General features: G+C 71.1%; 18 protein-coding genes and 1 riboswitch. Of the genes, 9 read left to right on the top strand and 9 right to left on the bottom strand.

Features of this window, described 5'->3' with window-relative positions; translation table 11 throughout:
- Nucleotides 1-37 precede the first annotated feature (37 nt).
- Together ACZ3TS_RS02930 and ACZ3TS_RS02925 are read left to right on the top strand one after the other, a co-directional pair.
- Nucleotides 38-670 carry a TetR/AcrR family transcriptional regulator gene (locus tag ACZ3TS_RS02930; RefSeq protein WP_467613211.1) on the top strand — a complete coding sequence of 211 codons (633 nt, stop codon included), beginning with the start codon at nt 38-40 and terminating at the stop codon, nt 668-670.
- Nucleotides 671-1,131: 461 nt separating this feature from the next.
- Nucleotides 1,132-2,628, top strand: a complete 1,497-nt coding sequence (locus tag ACZ3TS_RS02925) for a phytoene desaturase family protein (protein ID WP_467613210.1) — start codon at nt 1,132-1,134, stop codon at nt 2,626-2,628.
- A 105-nt stretch (nt 2,629-2,733) separates the two neighbouring features.
- Here ACZ3TS_RS02925 and ACZ3TS_RS02920 read toward each other — a convergent pair whose 3' ends face one another.
- The 6 genes from ACZ3TS_RS02920 to ACZ3TS_RS02895 form a co-directional block, all read right to left on the bottom strand.
- On the bottom strand, nt 2,734-3,648 hold the full coding sequence (locus ACZ3TS_RS02920) for an SCO2102 family sporulation regulator (RefSeq protein ID WP_467613208.1): 915 nt from the start codon (nt 3,646-3,648) through the stop codon (nt 2,734-2,736).
- A gap of 56 nt (nt 3,649-3,704) precedes the next feature.
- A complete protein-coding gene (gene metF, locus ACZ3TS_RS02915) occupies nt 3,705-4,628 on the bottom strand; it encodes a methylenetetrahydrofolate reductase [NAD(P)H] (protein ID WP_467613205.1) in 924 nt (307 codons plus the stop codon).
- A gap of 146 nt (nt 4,629-4,774) precedes the next feature.
- Nucleotides 4,775-5,425, bottom strand: coding sequence for a thiamine phosphate synthase (gene thiE / locus ACZ3TS_RS02910; protein WP_467613203.1), 651 nt, complete (start codon nt 5,423-5,425; stop codon nt 4,775-4,777).
- Between the two features lie 111 nt (nt 5,426-5,536).
- Nucleotides 5,537-5,902 (bottom strand): Rv2175c family DNA-binding protein, encoded by a 366-nt coding sequence (locus tag ACZ3TS_RS02905; protein WP_265566483.1) that lies wholly within the window; start codon nt 5,900-5,902, stop codon nt 5,537-5,539.
- A 512-nt stretch (nt 5,903-6,414) separates the two neighbouring features.
- The gene (locus ACZ3TS_RS02900) at nt 6,415-7,641 is read right to left on the bottom strand and encodes an NAD(P)/FAD-dependent oxidoreductase (RefSeq protein ID WP_467613201.1); all 1,227 of its coding nucleotides are present in this window, start codon (nt 7,639-7,641) and stop codon (nt 6,415-6,417) included.
- Nucleotides 7,642-7,674: 33 nt separating this feature from the next.
- The gene (locus tag ACZ3TS_RS02895) at nt 7,675-8,025 is read right to left on the bottom strand and encodes an avidin-fold protein (RefSeq protein ID WP_467613199.1); all 351 of its coding nucleotides are present in this window, start codon (nt 8,023-8,025) and stop codon (nt 7,675-7,677) included.
- A gap of 51 nt (nt 8,026-8,076) precedes the next feature.
- Nucleotides 8,077-8,188: riboswitch (TPP riboswitch) on the top strand.
- On the opposite strand from ACZ3TS_RS02895, the gene thiO reads away from it, so the two are divergent.
- The 6 genes from thiO to ACZ3TS_RS02865 all read left to right on the top strand — a co-directional run bounded on the left by thiO (nt 8,187) and on the right by ACZ3TS_RS02865 (nt 13,941).
- Nucleotides 8,187-9,353, top strand: coding sequence for a glycine oxidase ThiO (thiO, locus tag ACZ3TS_RS02890; RefSeq protein ID WP_467613196.1), 1,167 nt, complete (start codon nt 8,187-8,189; stop codon nt 9,351-9,353). (Overlaps the previous riboswitch by 2 nt.)
- The gene (gene thiS / locus ACZ3TS_RS02885; protein WP_467613193.1) at nt 9,350-9,550 is read left to right on the top strand and encodes a sulfur carrier protein ThiS; all 201 of its coding nucleotides are present in this window, start codon (nt 9,350-9,352) and stop codon (nt 9,548-9,550) included. Before thiO ends, thiS begins: the two co-directional genes overlap by 4 nt.
- Before the next feature lie 3 nt (nt 9,551-9,553).
- On the top strand, nt 9,554-10,348 hold the full coding sequence (locus ACZ3TS_RS02880) for a thiazole synthase (protein WP_467613190.1): 795 nt from the start codon (nt 9,554-9,556) through the stop codon (nt 10,346-10,348).
- A 115-nt stretch (nt 10,349-10,463) separates the two neighbouring features.
- A complete protein-coding gene (pknB, locus tag ACZ3TS_RS02875) occupies nt 10,464-12,377 on the top strand; it encodes a Stk1 family PASTA domain-containing Ser/Thr kinase (RefSeq protein WP_467613187.1) in 1,914 nt (637 codons plus the stop codon).
- A gap of 59 nt (nt 12,378-12,436) precedes the next feature.
- The gene (locus ACZ3TS_RS02870; protein ID WP_467613184.1) at nt 12,437-13,336 is read left to right on the top strand and encodes a deoxyribonuclease IV; all 900 of its coding nucleotides are present in this window, start codon (nt 12,437-12,439) and stop codon (nt 13,334-13,336) included.
- 77 nt (nt 13,337-13,413) lie between these two features.
- Nucleotides 13,414-13,941 carry a DUF4396 domain-containing protein gene (locus ACZ3TS_RS02865; RefSeq protein ID WP_467613181.1) on the top strand — a complete coding sequence of 176 codons (528 nt, stop codon included), beginning with the start codon at nt 13,414-13,416 and terminating at the stop codon, nt 13,939-13,941.
- A 31-nt stretch (nt 13,942-13,972) separates the two neighbouring features.
- Here ACZ3TS_RS02865 and ACZ3TS_RS02860 read toward each other — a convergent pair whose 3' ends face one another.
- Nucleotides 13,973-14,605 (bottom strand): sulfite oxidase-like oxidoreductase, encoded by a 633-nt coding sequence (locus ACZ3TS_RS02860; RefSeq protein ID WP_467613178.1) that lies wholly within the window; start codon nt 14,603-14,605, stop codon nt 13,973-13,975.
- A gap of 154 nt (nt 14,606-14,759) precedes the next feature.
- On the opposite strand from ACZ3TS_RS02860, the gene bfr reads away from it, so the two are divergent.
- The gene (gene bfr / locus ACZ3TS_RS02855) at nt 14,760-15,239 is read left to right on the top strand and encodes a bacterioferritin (protein ID WP_467613175.1); all 480 of its coding nucleotides are present in this window, start codon (nt 14,760-14,762) and stop codon (nt 15,237-15,239) included.
- On the opposite strand, the gene ACZ3TS_RS02850 is transcribed toward bfr, so the two are convergent.
- Entirely contained in the window at nt 15,236-15,487 is a 252-nt protein-coding gene (locus ACZ3TS_RS02850) for a (2Fe-2S)-binding protein (RefSeq protein ID WP_467613172.1), read from the bottom strand. The two genes, bfr and ACZ3TS_RS02850, sit on opposite strands and share 4 nt — an antisense overlap.
- A 150-nt stretch (nt 15,488-15,637) precedes the next feature.
- Nucleotides 15,638-16,990 (bottom strand): class II 3-deoxy-7-phosphoheptulonate synthase, encoded by a 1,353-nt coding sequence (locus ACZ3TS_RS02845; RefSeq protein WP_467613169.1) that lies wholly within the window; start codon nt 16,988-16,990, stop codon nt 15,638-15,640.
- Nucleotides 16,991-17,067: the final 77 nt, after the last annotated feature.

The raw sequence follows: 17,067 nt of genomic DNA, 5'->3' as shown, positions 1-17,067 counted from the left end.
GCCGTCCGACCCGTTCTCTGCTGTGACAATCAACGTCATGGAACGCAGCAGCGCCGGCCCGGCAGGCGGCTCGACCCGTCGCGAGGCAACCCGGCAAAAGCTTTACGAGGCGGCCGTCACCCTCATCGCGGAGCAGGGCTTCTCCGCCACCACCGTCGACGAGATCGCCGAGCGGGCCGGGGTCGCCAAGGGCACGGTCTACTACAACTTCGCGAGCAAGTCCGTTCTCTTCGAGGAGCTGCTGCGGCACGGCGTGGGACTGCTCACCGCGTCCCTCCGGGAGGCGGCCGAGCAGACCGATCTGGCCGGCGGCACCAAGGTGGACGCCCTCGACGCGATGATCCGCGCGGGCCTCGGCTTCATCGCCCGCTACCCGGCCTTCACGCAGCTGTACGTGGCCGAGCTCTGGCGCACCAACCGGGCCTGGCAGTCCACGCTCATGGTGGTCCGGCAGCAGGTCGTCGCGGCCATCGAGGACGTGCTGCGCGAGGGCGTGGCGAACGGCGAGTTCAGTGAGGAGATCGACGTCCCGCTGACGGCGGCCGCGCTTGTCGGCATGGTTCTGGTGGCGGCCCTTGACTGGCAGTCGTTCCAGCCGGAGCGCTCCCTGGACGACGTCCACGCGGCGCTCTCGCGGCTGCTCCAGGGGCGTGTGAGCGGCAGCCGGTAGGGTCGCAGTCAGACGAAAGCGCCGGTCCGTGGCGGCCGCGTCCCCCGCGGGCCGCCAGGAACCGGCGCTCCGTCGTGCTCCCCCGTTCGGACCCCCGTTCGGTCATTCCCCCGGGTCCCCCCGTGACTCGCTTCCGCCGAACCACGCCGACGGAAGGAGCGGCCAAGGGCGGGCACCGTTCCGCCGCCCCGTGTCGGCGGTGCCGGAGCCGTACCCCTTTCCGTGTCTCCACTCTCTCGTTTCCGCAGGTCGGGCCCCATCCGCGCGGGTACTCATCTCATGGACTAGGTACGGATACTCACTCCTGCGCACTCACCCCCAGGGCGCAGTGATGCCCCCTGGTGACGATCGCCTCCGTGCGGGTACTCCCCCGCCCGGGCGAGGACGGTTCCACAGCCTGAGGAAGCGCTGGTCACAGGCCCGCGGCCGGATTGTCGGCGGCGGCCGATAAAGTCACCGACATGGCACGGATTGCGGTGATCGGCGCCGGGACGGGCGCGATGGCGGCCGCTGCCCGGCTGGCCGTCGCGGGCCACCGGGTGGTGGTGTACGAGCGCACGGAGACGTACGGCGGCGCGGTGCGCCGTTTCACGCGCGACCGCTTCGCCTTCGACACCGGCCCGGGCCTGCTGCCGCTGCCCGCGGTCTACCGCGATCTGTTCGTCAAGACCGGCAAGAAGCCGCTGGAGGACTGTGTCGAGCTGGTCCAGGTGGACCCGTCGTCACGGCATGTCTTCGCGGACGGCACGGAGGTGTCGCTGCCGAACGCGTCGCGCGCCGGCGCCGTGTCCGCGCTGAACGCTGCGCTCGGTGCGGGCACGGGCGAGCGCTGGGGCGACTTCCTGGTGCGCGCCCGCGAGGCCTGGGACCGTACCCGCCGGCCGCTCCTGGAGGAGCCGCTGTGGCCCGACTGGCAGGTACTCGCCGAGCGCGAGCCGTATCCGGCGGTGCCGCACAAGAAGCTGCTGCGCACTCGGCGGGCCGGCACGCTCGCCGAGATCGGCGCGTGGGAGCTGCGCGAGGCGCGGCTGGCGGCCCTCCTGGAGAGTCACGCCCTGGCCTATGGCCTGGACCCCCGGACCGTCCCTGCGAGCGCGGCGGTGTTGCCGTACATGGAGCACGCCTTCGGCATCTGGTACGTGCGCGGCGGGATGCGGGAGTTGGCGCGCGCCGTGTACGAGCGGTGCGTGGCCCGGAGGGTGGAGTTCGTCTTCGGAGCCGAGGTCACCGGGATCGTCGAGAAGGACGGCCGGGCGGCGGGGGTGGAGTTGGCGGACGGGTCCGTGACGGAGGCGGACCATGTGGTGGCCGGGGTCGCTCCCGGTGTGCTGGACGCTCTGCTACCGGGAACGGCCGCCGCGCGGAGAGCAGGCGAGGTCGCCGCGCAGCGCGCGATGCCGAGCCGGCTGACGGTTCTGCTGGCCCTGCGCGGCAGTCGGCCGGAGGGTGTCGCGCACCGGACGGTGGTCCACACCACCGACCGCGAGGGCGAGTTGGGTCGGCTCTTCGGCGAGTCCGCCGGGCTTGTAGCCGCTCCGACGGTGACCGTGCTGCGCCCTGACGACCCCGCGCTGGTGCCCGATACCGGGCATGAGGCGGTCACGCTGACGGTCACGGTGCCTTCGGGTCTGACCGCGTCCGAGTCGGACGTGGAGCGGATCGTCTCGGCCGCCGAGCGCGCGATACCGGGTCTCGGCGACCGTGTCCTGTGGCACGAGGTGCGCACCCCGGCCGACATCGCCGAGGACACCGGCGCGCCCGGGGGCGCGGTCCCGGCACCGGCCCTGGCCGCGGCGGGCGGCCGTCTGCTGCAGCCGTCCAACAGCACGCGCGTGGCGGGCCTGTTCACGGTCGGCGGCTGGTCCCACCCCGGCGGCGGTCTCCCTCACGCCGGCATGTCGGGCGCCTTGGTGGCCGGACTGATCGTGGAGGGACCTGACTTCCGGGGCTCGCAGTGAGAGCGCCGGAGAGCCGGTGGCCGCGCAAGCGCAGCGAGGCGCGCCGGCATGCGACAGGGCCCGGTGCTCGGCACCGGGCCTCTCGGTCGTCGTGGGCGCGGTCGCTCAGAAGCGGTACTGCTCGTCGTAGCCGTGCCCCTGCGCGGTGCCGTCGCCCTGGTACGGGTACGGCTGCTCCGGCGGGAGTTCACCGCTGAACGCGTCCTCGGTGGTGCGCTGTTGGGGAACCCAGACACCGCCGGGCGGGGTCTCCCCGTAGGTGCCGGTGGCGTACTGCTCCTGGCCGTACGCCTGCTGACCGTACTGCTGCTGGCCGCCGTAGCTGGGGTCGTACGAGCCGCTGTCGTACGTCTGCGCGCCGTAGTACTGGTCGGAGTAGGCGGCGTACTGCTGCTGGCCGTTGTCGTAGCCGTACTGCTGCTGGCCGTATCCGGAGTAGCCGTCGTACGCGTAGGCCTGCTGGTCCTGGGGCTGGCCGACGCCGGCGTAGGACGCGTCGGTCGCGGCGGCGTACGTCTCCTCGGTGTAGACGCCGTAGGAACCGGTGTCCTCGGGCAGGGGCTGAGGCGCGTACACGGCGGTCGCCTCGGCCACGGTCTCCATCGGCTGCTGCTGGGCGAAGACGTTGTCGTGGTCGTCGTACGCGTCGTCCTGTCGGTACGTTCCGGCAGCCGTCGTCTCGAGGTCGGAGACCTCCGGCTCCGGCTCCTGGTGGGCCGACTCGCCCCGGCGGCGCTTGCTGTCGCCCTCGTCCTCGTCGCGGGCGCGGTTGCCGACCGCCCAGCCGGCCGCGAAGCCGCGGCGGAACGACAGGGTGACGTAGGTCTGTCCGACCGCGAACGCGGCCGCACCGAGCCCGATGACCACCACGGAGGGGATCAGCACGCCGAACACGACGCCGAGGAAGCCGACGAAGGCGAGCAGTCGCCAGCGCAGGCGCGCCTTGTACTGCAGCAGCACCTCACCGAGCAGCCACAGCGCGACGATGCCGAACGCGATGTAGAGGACCGTCCAGCCCATGTACGCCCCTCTCCCAGTGGCCGCTACGCAGTGTGTCGTATGCCGGTGCGGCTGGTCTAGGCCCGCTGCGGATGGTGCAGGCCCAGATTTTCGTAGATCTCCAGCGTCGCCGTGGAGTTGTTGAGTGTAATGAAGTGAAGTCCGGGGACTCCCTCGGCCAGCAGCCTCGAGCAGAACTCCGTGGCGAACTCGATCCCGATCGAGCGTACAGCCGCCGGATCGTCTTTCGCTGTGAGGATCCGCTCTTCCAGGCCGGAGGGGATCGCGGCGTTGCTGAGCTGCGGCAGCCGCTGAAGCATCCGCACGCTGGTCACGGGCATGACCTCGGGAATGACCGGGGTCGCACAGCCCGCGGCGGCGACCCGGTCACGCAGCCGCAGATACGACTCCGGCTGGAAGAACATCTGTGTGATCGCGTAGTCGGCGCCGGCCCGGCACTTGTCGACAAAGTGCGCGACGTCCGTGTCGCAGTCCTCGGAGCGCGGGTGCATCTCGGGGAAGGCGGCCACGCCCACGCAGAAGTCGCCCGACTCCTTGATGAGCCGGACGAGGTCGGCCGCGTAGGCCAGACCGTCGGGATGCGCGACCCACTCGCCCATGGGATCGCCGGGCGGGTCGCCGCGGACGGCGAGCATGTTGCGGATCCCGGCGTCCGCGTACTGGCCGATGATGTTGCGCAGCTCCGCGACGGAGTGGTTGACCGCGGTGAGGTGGGCGACCGGGGTGAGCGTCGTGTCGGCGACGATCTGCTCGGTCTCCTTGACCGTGCCCGCGCGGGTGGAGCCACCCGCGCCGTACGTCACGGAGACGAAGTCCGGGGCGACCGCCTCGACCCTCCTCAGCGCGCTCCACAGGTTCCGCTCGCCCTTGGGGGTCTTCGGCGCCGAGAACTCGAACGAGTACGTCGTCTTGCCGGTGGCAAGGATGTCACGCACGGTCCGTGCGCGATCAGTCCTGGTCGATGCGGTTCCGAGGGCCATAGTCGCAGGTTAGCCAGGGGGCGGCGGTCCCCCAACCGGATGCCGGAAATTTGCCCGAATTGTCGACTTGCTGTCCACCTATCGGACAGAACCGGTCGCGCTGGGCCCTGTCGTCGCCCGGCAGGCGGGAGTTCGACGACGGGGTCTCAGGCAGCGCGCAGCCGCTTCGCGAACTCGGCCGCCGCCGCGCCCGGGTCGTCCGCCGCCGTGATCGCGCGCACGACCACGACGCGGCGAGCACCGGCCTCCAGGACCTCGTCCAGGTTGCCCAGGTCGATGCCGCCGATGGCGAACCAGGGGCGGTCGGTGCCGAGGGCGGCGGTGTGGCGGACCAGGCCGAGGCCGGGGGCGGGGCGGCCGGGCTTGGTGGGGGTGGGCCAGCAGGGACCCGTGCAGAAGTAGTCCACGCCCTGCTGGACGGCGGCGGCCTCCGCCTCCGTCTCGGAGTGCGTGGAGCGCCCTATGAGGACGTCGTCGCCGAGGACGGCGCGGGCCGCCGGGACGGGAAGGTCGCCCTGGCCGAGGTGCAGGACGTCGGAGGCGGCGGCGTGGGCGACGTCGGCGCGGTCGTTCACCGCCAGCAGCTTGCCGTGGCGGGCGCAGGCGTCGGCGAAGACCTGGAGGTGCTCCAGCTCCTCGGCGGCCTCCATGCCCTTGTCACGCAGCTGCACGATGTCGACGCCGCCGGCCAGGACCGCGTCGAGGAACGCGACGAGGTCGCCCTGGCGCTTGCGGGCGTCCGTGCACAGATAGACGCGGGCGTCGGCGAGCCGGGCGGTGCGGGCGGTGTCGGGCACGGTGGGTCCCCCGGGGGTCGGTGGCGTACGGGCCGCGGCGGGCGCGGTGGCCCGAAGGCCGTGGCCCGTGGACCGCGGCCCGTACACCGGGACGGTTGTTCTCGGATCGGATCAGACGGCGAGCGCCTGCGCGCGGCGCTTCACCTCCGTGCCGCGATTCTCGCTGAGGGCCTGCGCGGGGGTGCCGGGCAGGGTCGGGTCCGGGGTGAAGAGCCACTCGATCATCTCTTCGACCGTGAAGCCGTCGTCCCGCAGGAGCGTCAGGGTGCCGGACAGGCCCTTGACGACCTTGTCCCCGTCGATGAAGGCGGCGGGGACGTGCAGCGCCCGGTTCTCACCACGGCGTACGGCGATGAGCTGGCCCTCCTTGACCAGCTGCCGCACGCGGGTCACCTCGACGCCGAGCGCTTCGGCGATGTCGGGGAGGGTGAGCCAGGCAGGGACGAGAGCATCGATCTTTGCGTCAATCTCGGTCACGGGATCAAGCGTGCCATCCCGGACTGACAGTCGGAAGCGGGGCGCCTCCGGCGCGGTGACGGTTGCCTCCGGCGGCGGAAGCGATGGCGGCTGTACGGGGGTGCCTCCGACGGGGGTCGGCTGCTTCAGGGGCACAGCCCATCGCCTGCGGCGACACCCCCGGTCCAGCACGCCGCGGGCCTCCGGCGGGACGGGTGAACCGGCGCGCCGTGTCCTCCGGCGGGAGCAGTGAACCGGCGCAACGCACCCCGCCCGGCACCACGGTGCGCCTCCAGACAGGCAAGTCGCCCGCCGTCGGCCGCGCCGGCGGGGACGGTTGTCTCCGGGGCGGAAGCGGAAGCGGCGGTTGGGGGTGCCTCCGGCGCCGCCGTGTGTCTCCGACGGACACGTCCCATGAGCCGCGGGGTGGCATGCCCAGGCGCCGTCGGCTGACTCCCCACGCGCCGGGAACGGGATGCCGACCGCGCCATCGGGCCGGTCACCCTCGCGGCGGTCGGTGACGGAGTGGCCCGTTACGCCGTCGCCTCCTTCAGAGGGCGTGACGCGTCCGACAGGAGGTCCGGATCCATGGGGGTGCCTGATTCGATCAGGCGGCGGCCCTGGGCCAGGTCCCGGGGCCGGCCCACCGCCAGGAGGGCGACCAGGCGGTCCGAGCGCAGCCAGCACACCGACCAGGCCGCGCCCTCCGGGTCTCCGCGCCATACCGTCGTGTCGGCGGCCGCATGGTGGCCCACGTACTGGACGAAGCGGCCGAACTGCTCCGACCAGAAGTACGGCACCGGGTCGTACGCCACCGACGTCTCCCCGATGATGTTCGCTGCCACCGTGCGGGGGCCCTGCAGGGCGTTGTCCCAGTGGTGGACCAGCAGGCGCTCCTCGTAGCGCCCCGACGGGAAGGACGCACAGTCACCGACCGCGTACACGTCCGGTACAGAGGTACGCAGATGGTCGTCGGCCAGCACCTCACCGTGGACGCCGAGGGCGATGCCCGAGCCGGCGAGCCACGCCGTGGCCGGACGCGCTCCGATGCCTACGACCACCGCGCCCGCCGGCACCCGCGAGCCGTCGTCGAGCACCACCGCCCCCGGCTCGACGCGCTCCACGCGCGCGTGGGTGCGCAGCTCGGCGCCGCTGTCCGCGTACCAGGCCGTCATGCGCGCGGCCACCTCCTCGGGCAGCGCCCCCGCGAGGGGGCGGTCCGCGGCCTCCACCACGGTCACCGCGCAGCCCGCCTCGCGCGCCGCGGTGGCGAACTCGGCGCCGATCCAGCCGGCGCCCACGACCACGATGTCGTGCTGCTGGGCGAGGACCGGCCGCAGCCGCTCGGCGTCGTCCAGCGTGCGCAGCAGATGCACCCCGGGCACGCCCTCGGCGCCCGGCAACCGGATCGGCTCGGCACCGGTCGCGAGGACGAGGACGTCGTAGGGGACGGGCCCCTCCTCGGTGTCCAGCTCGTGCTCGTCGGGGCGTAGCCCGATCACCTCGCAGCCCAGTCGGAGTTCGATCTCCAGGGCCTCGAAGTCGACGTCGAAGGCGGACCCTTCGGCCTTGCCGAGCAGCACGGCCTTGGACAGCGGCGGCCTGTCGTACGGCTGGTGCGGCTCCGCGCCGATCAGTGTCACGCTGCCCGGGAACCCCTGTTCCCGGAGCGCCACAGCGGTCTGCACCCCGGCCATGCCCGCGCCCACGACGACGACGCGCCGTGTCGACCCGCCCCGTGCCTGCGTCTGCTCGCTCACCCTGATCACCATAGACAACTGACAGATTGTCAGTCAGCGGGCGTGCTGAGTGATCTGTTCCACAACACTCGTTCCGCTGCCCGGCTGCGACTCCCACTCCCACGACTCCTCCAGGCGCAAACGCCCGTCGGGAAGCTCCACCACCTGCGAGACACAGTGCCCGGACGACGTGGTCCCGTCCGTCTTGAGCTGCACGTACCGGAAGTCGAGGCGGTCACCTTCTCGTGTACCCACCAGATGACCGCGTACGACGTCGCCGCCCGCGTACTCGGCCCAGATCTCGCCGTCCTTCTCGTGGTACGTGAACCGGGTACGGGTTCCGACCTGACCTGGGGCCTGGTCCGCGAGAGGGGCCAGGACCAGACCGTCGAGCGATCGCGGCATCGAAGAGGCTCCCTTACTGAGACGAACGGACGCGGGCTAGGGTGGCCAACGTAAAGCACTCGCGGGAGCCCGGGCGCACCGGGCTGAGAGGGAGGCTGGCGGCCTCCGACCGTACGAACCTGATCCGGGTCATGCCGGCGAAGGGAGGGGGCTGGACGCCCATGTCGACCGTACCCACATCAGACGTCCTCGTCGTCGGGGGCGGGATCATCGGACTGGTGACCGCCTGGCGGGCTGCGCAGCGCGGGCTCGCCACGGCCGTGGTGGATCCCGAACCCGGCGGCGGAGCGGCCCAGGTGGCCGCCGGGATGCTCGCCGCCGTCACCGAACTGCACTACGGGGAGCAGACACTGCTCGCCCTCAACCTGGAGTCCGCGCGCCGCTACCCGGACTTCGCCGCCGAGCTGACCGAGGCCACCGGCCAGGACCTCGGCTACCGCCGGTGCGGCACGCTCGCCGTCGCACTCGACGCCGACGACCGCGCCCACCTGCGCGAGCTGCACGCCCTGCAGCAGCGGTCCGGCCTCACGTCGGAGTGGCTGAACGGGCGCGAATGCCGTCGCCTGGAGCCGATGCTCGCGCCGGGCGTGCGCGGGGGGCTCAGGGTCGACGGCGACCACCAGATCGACCCGCGGCGCCTCGTCTGCGCCCTGGTCACGGCGTGCGAACGCGCCGGAGTCGTCTTCCACCGGGTGTGGGCCGAGCGGCTCGCGGTGGTACGGGAGCGGGCCGCCGGGGTCAGGACCGCCGACGGCACCGACCTCGCCGCCGGGCAGGTCGTCCTGGCCGCGGGCAGCCTCAGCGGGCAGCTCGCGGGCGTCCCGGACGAGGTCCTGCCACCCGTACGCCCGGTGAAGGGGCAGGTGCTGCGGCTGACCGTGCCGAAGCGGTACGCGCCGTTCCTGAGCCGTACCGTGCGTGCCGTCGTCCGCGGCGGCAGCGTCTACCTGGTGCCGCGCGAGAACGGCGAGCTGGTCGTCGGCGCCACCAGCGAGGAGCTGGGCTGGGACACGACGGTCACCGCCGGCGGGGTGTACGAGCTGCTGCGCGACGCGCACGAGCTGGTCCCCGGGATCAGCGAGCTGCCGCTCACCGAGACCCGGGCCGGACTGCGCCCGGGATCCCCGGACAACGCCCCGCTGCTGGGTCCGACGGCGCTGGACGGTCTGCTGCTGGCCACCGGGCACTACCGCAACGGCGTCCTGCTCACCCCGGTCACCGGCGACGTCATGGCCCACGTACTGACCACCGGCGCGCTCCCGGACGAGGCCCGCCCCTTCACTCCCCGGCGCTTCGCCGCCGCCGCACTCACGGAGCAGCCCGCATGAACATCTCGGTCAACGGGGAGCGCCGCCAGGTCGCTCCCGGTATCGCCCTCGACGCCGTCGTGCGGACCCTCACCGCGGCCCCCTCGGGCGTGGCCGCCGCCCTCAACGAAACCGTCGTCCCGCGCGCGCAGTGGCCGTCGACGTCCCTCTCCGAGGGGGACCGCGTCGAGGTCCTCACCGCCGTCCAAGGAGGCTGACCCATGGCCGACGATCCCTTCGTCCTCGGTGGTACGACCTTCTCGTCCCGGCTGATCATGGGCACCGGCGGCGCGCCCAGCCTCGATGTGCTGGAGCGGGCGCTGGTGGCGTCCGGCACGGAGCTGACGACGGTCGCGATGCGGCGTGTGGACGCCTCGGTGCACGGATCGGTCCTGTCCGTGCTCGACAAGCTGGGCATCCGGGTGCTGCCCAACACCGCGGGCTGCTTCACGGCGGGCGAGGCGGTGCTCACCGCCCGCCTCGCGCGCGAGGCTCTCGGCACGGACCTCGTCAAGCTGGAGGTCATCGCCGACGAGCGGACCCTGCTGCCCGACCCGATCGAGCTGCTGGACGCGGCCGAGACACTGGTCGACGACGGTTTCACGGTGCTGCCGTACACGAACGACGACCCCGTCGTCGCCCGGAAGCTGGAGGACGTCGGCTGCGCCGCGATCATGCCGCTCGGCTCCCCGATCGGCTCCGGGCTCGGCATCCGCAACCCGCACAACTTCCAGCTGATCGTGGAGCACGCGCGCGTGCCGGTCATTCTGGACGCGGGCGCGGGTACGGCGTCGGACGTGGCGCTCGCCATGGAACTGGGGTGCGCGGGTGTCATGCTCGCCTCGGCGGTGACCCGGGCGCAGGAGCCGGTGCTGATGGCGGAGGCGATGCGGCACGCGGTCGAGGCGGGCCGGCTCGCGCGGCGTTCGGGCCGTATCCCCCGCCGGCACTTCGCGGAGGCCTCGTCCCCCACGGAGGGCATGGCTCGGCTGGACCCGGAACGGCCCGCCTTCTGAGGCCACCCTGCGCGCCCGCGGGCGGGTGCGGCGTGCGTCACAGGTCCGCTGCAGTCGGGCCCCGGTATCACCGGAAGGGCCGGGTCCGACGGCGTGCCCTCGTAGACTCACCTGCGTGGACACGACCCTTCAGGACCCCCTCGTCGGGCAGGTGCTCGACGGCCGCTACCGCGTCGACGCGCGCATCGCGGTCGGCGGGATGGCCACGGTCTACCGGGCCGTGGACACCCGCCTCGACCGCGTACTCGCGCTCAAGGTGATGCACCCGGCGCTGGCCGCCGACGGTTCGTTCGTCGAGCGCTTCATCCGCGAGGCCAAGTCGGTCGCGCGCCTCGCCCATCCCAACGTCGTACAGGTCTTCGACCAGGGCACCGACGGGTCGTACGTCTACCTCGCGATGGAGTACGTCGCCGGGTGCACCCTGCGCGACGTGCTGCGCGAGCGCGGGGCGCTGCAACCGCGCGCCGCCCTCGACATCCTGGAGCCGGTGCTGGCCGCCCTGGGCGCCGCACACCGTGCCGGGTTCGTGCACCGCGACATGAAGCCGGAGAACGTCCTCATAGGGGACGACGGCCGGGTCAAGGTGGCCGACTTCGGTCTCGTCCGGGCCGTGGACACCGTCACGAACACGACGGGCGCCGTCCTCGGCACGGTCTCCTATCTCGCGCCGGAGCAGATCGAGCAGGGCACGGCCGACCCGCGGGTCGACGTGTACGCGTGCGGGGTCGTCCTCTACGAGACGCTCACCGGCCTCAAGCCGCATCACGGCGACTCCCCCGCCCAGGTGCTCTACCAGCACCTGAACGAGGACGTGCCGCCTCCGTCGGCCGCCGTGCCGGGGCTGCCGTTCGAGCTCGACGAGCTGGTCGCGACGGCGACCGCCCGCAATCCCGAGCTGCGCCCTCAGGACGCGGTGGCACTGCTCGGCCAGGTCCTCGAGGCGCGCAGCGCGCTCACCGCCGAGCAACTCGACGTGGTACCGCCGCGGGCCATCGCCCAGGCGCACGACAACGCCGAGGACCGTACGAGCGTGATCCCGCGTCTGCTCCCGGTCAACCCCGTCCATGAGGACGACGAGGTGGTGCTCAACCGCACGAGCCGGCTGGAGATGGCGCCGCCGGAGCCCGCCGGGCGCTCCCGGCGCCCCCGGCAGGGGCTGCTCGCACTCGTCATCGCCGTGCTGGTGGTGTTCGGCATAGGCGCCGGCGTCTGGTACATCAACTCCGGCCAGTTCACCAAGGTCCCCCCGCTGCTCGCGAAGACCGAGGCTCAGGCCCGGGAGCAGCTCAAGCAGGCCGGGCTCGAGGTCAAGCAGGTCAAGCACGCCTACAGCGACACGGTCAAGCGCGGCACAGTGATCAGCAGCGACCCGGCGACGGGCGCCCGGATCCGTTCCAACGACTCGGTGACGCTGACCCTCTCGGACGGCCCCGAGACGGTCGAGGTCCCCGACCTGAAGGGCTACCGGCTGGACAAGGCGCAGGCGCTGCTGACGAAGGACGGCCTGGTCGCGGGCATGGTCACGCGCGAGTTCAGCGAGGACGTGCCCAAAGGTTTCGTGATGGGCACGGACCCGGAGGCCGGCACCGAGCGGCACAGCGGCTCGGCGATCGCGCTCACCGTGAGCAAGGGCAGCCCGGTGGAGGTCCCCGAGGTCACGGGCTCCTCCGTCGACGACGCCACGGCGGAGCTGCAGGACGCGGGCCTGCAGGTGAAGATCGCCGACACCCAGGTCACGTCCGAGTTCGACGCCGGACAGGTGGCGCAGCAGTCGCCGGGCGCGGGCAAGGAGGTCGGCCAGGGCGACACGGTCACGCTGACGATCTCCAAGGGCCGCGAGATGGTCGAGGTGCCGGACGTGGTCGGCGACAACGTCGACGACGCGAAGAAGACCCTGGAGGACGCGGGCTTCCAGGTCGAGGAGGACCGCGGCCTGCTGGGCCTGTTCGGCGACACGGTCAAGAACCAGTCGGTGAAGGGCGGCCACAAGGCGCCGAAGGGGTCGACGATCACCATCCGGATCCGCTGACGGGCACGCCCCGAAGACCGCCCGGAGGGGCGCCCGGGTGCACATGACACCCTTGAAGGGTGACAACCCAGCAGTCCCATGGCACCCTCGGCACCTCCGGTGTCTCCCGCAACCCCATCGGCGGCCACGTCCCCGTGGCCGGCGGCCTGAACTCGGTCGGGCTGACCTACGCACGTGCTCTCAAGGCCGAGACCGTGCAGGTCTTCGTCGCCAATCCGCGCGGCTGGGCGACGCCCATCGGCAGTCCACGGCAGGACGAGGAGTTCCGGGCCGCCTGTGCCGCCGAGTCGATCCCGGCATACGTCCACGCGCCGTATCTGATCAATTTCGGCTCGCACACCGAGGCGACCGTCGAGAGGTCCGTGGAGTCCTTGCGGCACTCGTTGCGCAGGGCCCGTGCGATCGGGGCGCTGGGCGTAGTGGTGCACACCGGCAGCGCCACCGGCGGCCGGGACCGGACCGTCGCGTTGAAGCAGGTGCGCGCGCACATACTGCCCCTGCTGGACGAGTTGACGCACGACGACGACCCCTTCCTTCTGCTGGAGTCGACCGCGGGCCAGGGGGCCTCCCTGTGCTCGCGCACCTGGGAGTTCGGGCCGTACTTCGAGGCGCTCGACGCGCATCCCAAGCTGGGCGTCTGTCTCGACACCTGCCATGTCTTCGCCGCCGGGCACGACCTGACCGGGCCGAGCGGAATGCATCAGACGCTGGACCTCCTGGTGGACACCGTCGGCGAGGGGCGGCTCAAGCTGATCCACGCGAACGATTCGAAGGACGTGGTCGGCGCCCACAGGGACCGGCACGCGAACATCGGCTCCGGCCACATAGGCGAGGACCCGTTCCGCGCGCTGATGACCCACCCGGCCACCGAGGGCGTCCCCCTGATCATCGAGACGCCGGGCGGCAAGGAAGGGCACGCGGCGGACGTGGAGCGCCTGAAGAAACTGCGGGACGGCTGACCCTGGAGAAATACCCCCTGGGGGTATATGGTTCTGTCTGGTGACAGGAACCGCTGCCTGACATTTGGGGGCCGGCCATGCAGCACGAGGCGCACACCGACCACGCATCGCACACAGAGCACGCCCACCACGAGCACGCCGACCAGGGGCACGGCCATGGCATCGGCCAGGTGACCTGGTCGATGGCAGCCCAGGCCACCCTCCACTGCCTCACCGGGTGCGCCATCGGCGAGGTGCTCGGCATGGTGCTCGGCACCGCGTTCGGATGGGGCAACTGGCCGACCATGGTCCTGGCGATCGCGCTCGCCTTCTTCTTCGGCTACTCGCTCACCCTGCGCGGCGTCCTCAGGGCGGGCGTGGACTTCCGGACCGCCGTCCGCGTGGCCCTCGCCGCGGACACCCTCTCCATCGCCGTGATGGAGCTGATCGACAACGGCGTGATCGCGCTGTGGCCGTCCGCGATGGACGCGCACCTGGACGACGCGCTGTTCTGGGGCTCGCTCGCGGTATCGCTCGTCCTCGCCTTCGTCCTCACCACGCCCGTCAACAAGTGGATGATCGGCCGCGGCAAGGGCCACGCGGTGGTGCACCGGTACCACCACTGACGGGCACGCCGACCCGCACGTTCACCGGGAGTCAGAGCTCGGGGCCGTCCCCGGGCTCCTCCTGGTACGAGTAGCGCTGTTCCTTCCACGGGTCGCCGATGTTGTGGTAGCCGCGCTCCTCCCAGAAGCCGCGGCGGTCGGCGGTCATGTACTCCACGCCGCGGACCCACTTGGGACCCTTCCAGGCGTAGAGATGCGGGACGATCAGGCGCAGCGGGAAGCCGTGTTCCGCGGTGAGCAGCTCGCCGCCCTTGTGGGTGGCGAAGATGGTGCGGTCCGAGGCGAAGTCGGTGAGACGCAGGTTCGAGCTGAATCCGTACTCCGCCCAGACCATGACATGGGTGACCGTGGGCGCGGGCGGGGCGATCTCCAGGATCGTACGGGCCGGGATACCGCCCCATTCCGCCCCGAGCATGCTGAACTTCGTGACGCAGTGCAGATCGGCCACGACGGTCGCGTACGGCAGGGACGTGAACTCCCCGTGGTTCCAGCAGTGCTTCTCGCCGTCCGCGGTGGCGCCGAAGACCCTGAATTCCCAGCGCTCGGGCCGGAACTTGGGTACCGGACCGTAGTGCGTGACCGGCCAGCCCCGCTGCAGTCGCTGTCCCGGCGGAAGCTCGGACCGTGCTGCTTCTCCAGATTCGCGCTCCACCGGATGACCCATGACTCCATCCTGACAGACCGCGGAGGGTGCACATGACCAGCCAGCGCCTGAATCGGGCAACTCGTACTAAGTGTGAACTTACTGGACGCCCCTCCATGCCGGTGCAATCATGCGGCGCAACCGGCCAGTCCCCCGCTTGGAAGGAGCCCGCGCGATGCAGGGCGACCCGGAGGTCATCGAATTCCTCAACGAGCAGCTCACCGGCGAGCTGACCGCGATCAACCAGTACTTCCTGCACGCGAAGATGCAGGAGAACTTCGGCTGGTACAAGCTCGCCAAGTACACGCGGCACGAGTCGTTCGACGAGATGAAGCACGCGGAGGTGCTCACCGACCGGATCATCTTCCTGGAGGGTCTGCCGAACTACCAGCGGCTCTTCCATGTGCGGGTGGGGCAGACCGTGAAGGAGATGTTCGAGGCCGACCGGCAGATCGAGGTCGAGGCGATCGACCGGCTCAAGCGGGGCATCGAGGTCATGCGGGAGAAGGGCGACATCACGTCCGCGAACATCTTCGAGTCGATCCTCGAGGACGAGGAGCATCACATCGACTATCTGGACACCCAGCTGGAACTCGTGGAGAAGCTCGGCGAGGCCCTCTACATCGCACAGGTCGTCGAACAGCCGGAGAGCTAGGCCGCTTCTTCCAGACCTTCCAGGCCACCCACGTCGGCGAGCACCGGCTTCCCCTGGTCGGCGAGCTCACGGCGAGGGCAGGCGCCTCGACCCAGCAGCGCCTGGATCCGCCGGACGCACGAGCCGCAGTCCGTGCCCGCCTTGCAGGCCGACGCTATCTGCCGGGGAGTACAGGCGCCGTTCTCCGCGTGCCGCTTCACCTGCTGCTCGGTGATGCCGAAGCAACTGCAGACATACACGCGGTTCACCTCCCGGCGGAATCCATGGGTCGTGCCATCCCGACTGATCGGTGAGGCAAACCTAACCTTACCTGTTGCACAGGACCCGCAAAAGTGAGAGGGGGCGTGGATCGTATGTGATCCACGCCCCAGTTCGTCTCTCCGTGACAGCCGCGGCGGCTACTGGTCCCGGTACATCTCCGCGACAAGGAACGCCAGGTCGAGGGACTGGCTGCGGTTCAGACGCGGGTCGCACGCCGTCTCGTAGCGCTGGTGCAGATCGTCGACGAAGATCTCGTCGCCGCCGCCCACGCACTCGGTGACGTCGTCACCGGTCAGCTCCACGTGGATGCCACCCGGGTGCGTGCCCAGCGCCTTGTGGACCTCGAAGAAGCCCTTGACCTCGTCGAGTACGTCGTCGAAGCGGCGCGTCTTGTGGCCGGAGGCCGCCTCGAAGGTGTTGCCGTGCATCGGGTCGGTCACCCAGGCCACCACCGCACCCGACGCGGTGACCTTCTCGACCAGCTCGGGGAGCCGGTCGCGGATCTTGTCGGCGCCCATACGGACGATGAAGGTCAGCCGGCCGGGCTCACGCTCCGGGTCGAGGCGGTCGATGTACTGCAGCGCCTCCTCGGCCGTGGTCGTCGGACCGAGCTTGATGCCGATCGGGTTGCGGATCCTGGAGGCGAACTCGATGTGCGCGCCGTCCAGCTGCCGGGTGCGCTCACCGATCCACACCATGTGTCCGGAGACGTCGTACAGCTGTCCGGTGCGCGAGTCGACCCGGGTCAGGGCCGACTCGTAGTCGAGCAGCAGCGCCTCGTGCGAGGCGTAGAACTCGACGGTCTTGAACTCCTCCGGGTCCGCCCCGCAGGCGTGCATGAAGTTCAGCGCGTTGTCGATCTCCCGCGCCAGCTGCTCGTAGCGCTGACCGGACGGCGACGACTTCACGAAGTCCTGGTTCCAGGCGTGCACCTGGCGCAGGTCGGCGTAGCCGCCGGTGGTGAAGGCGCGCACGAGGTTGAGCGTCGAGGCGGACGCGTTGTACATCCGCTTCAGGCGCTCCGGGTCCGGGACCCGGGCCTCCTCGGTGAAGTCGAAGCCGTTGACGGAGTCACCCCGGTAGGTCGGGAGCGTCACACCGTCGCGGGTCTCGATCGGCTTGGAGCGCGGCTTGGAGTACTGGCCGGCGATCCGGCCGACCTTCACGACCGGCACGGAGGCGGCGTACGTGAGCACGGCGCCCATCTGGAGCAGGGTCTTGAGCTTGTTGCGGATGTGATCGGCGGAGACGGCGTCGAAGGCCTCGGCGCAGTCGCCTCCCTGGAGCAGGAACGCCTCGCCCCTGGCGACGGCTCCCATCCGGGCACGCAGCTGGTCGCACTCGCCCGCGAAGACGAGCGGCGGATACGACTCGAGGTCCGCGATCACTGCGCGCAGAGCCTCGGGGTCGGGGTACTCGGGCTGCTGCGCCGCGGGCAGGTCTCGCCAGGTGTCGCCAGCGCTCGCGCTGGTCTTAGCGTTCACGGTCACGACGTCAACATTACGGGGTGATGTCATGACTCCCGCCCCGCGCTCAGCAAGTGAGACGACGGATACGCTCTGCGGAC

The organism is Streptomyces sp. NPDC022910 (assembly GCF_055561075.1).
The sequence above is the reverse complement of the archived record's forward strand: the minus strand, read 5'-3'. Positions and strand labels throughout refer to the sequence as shown.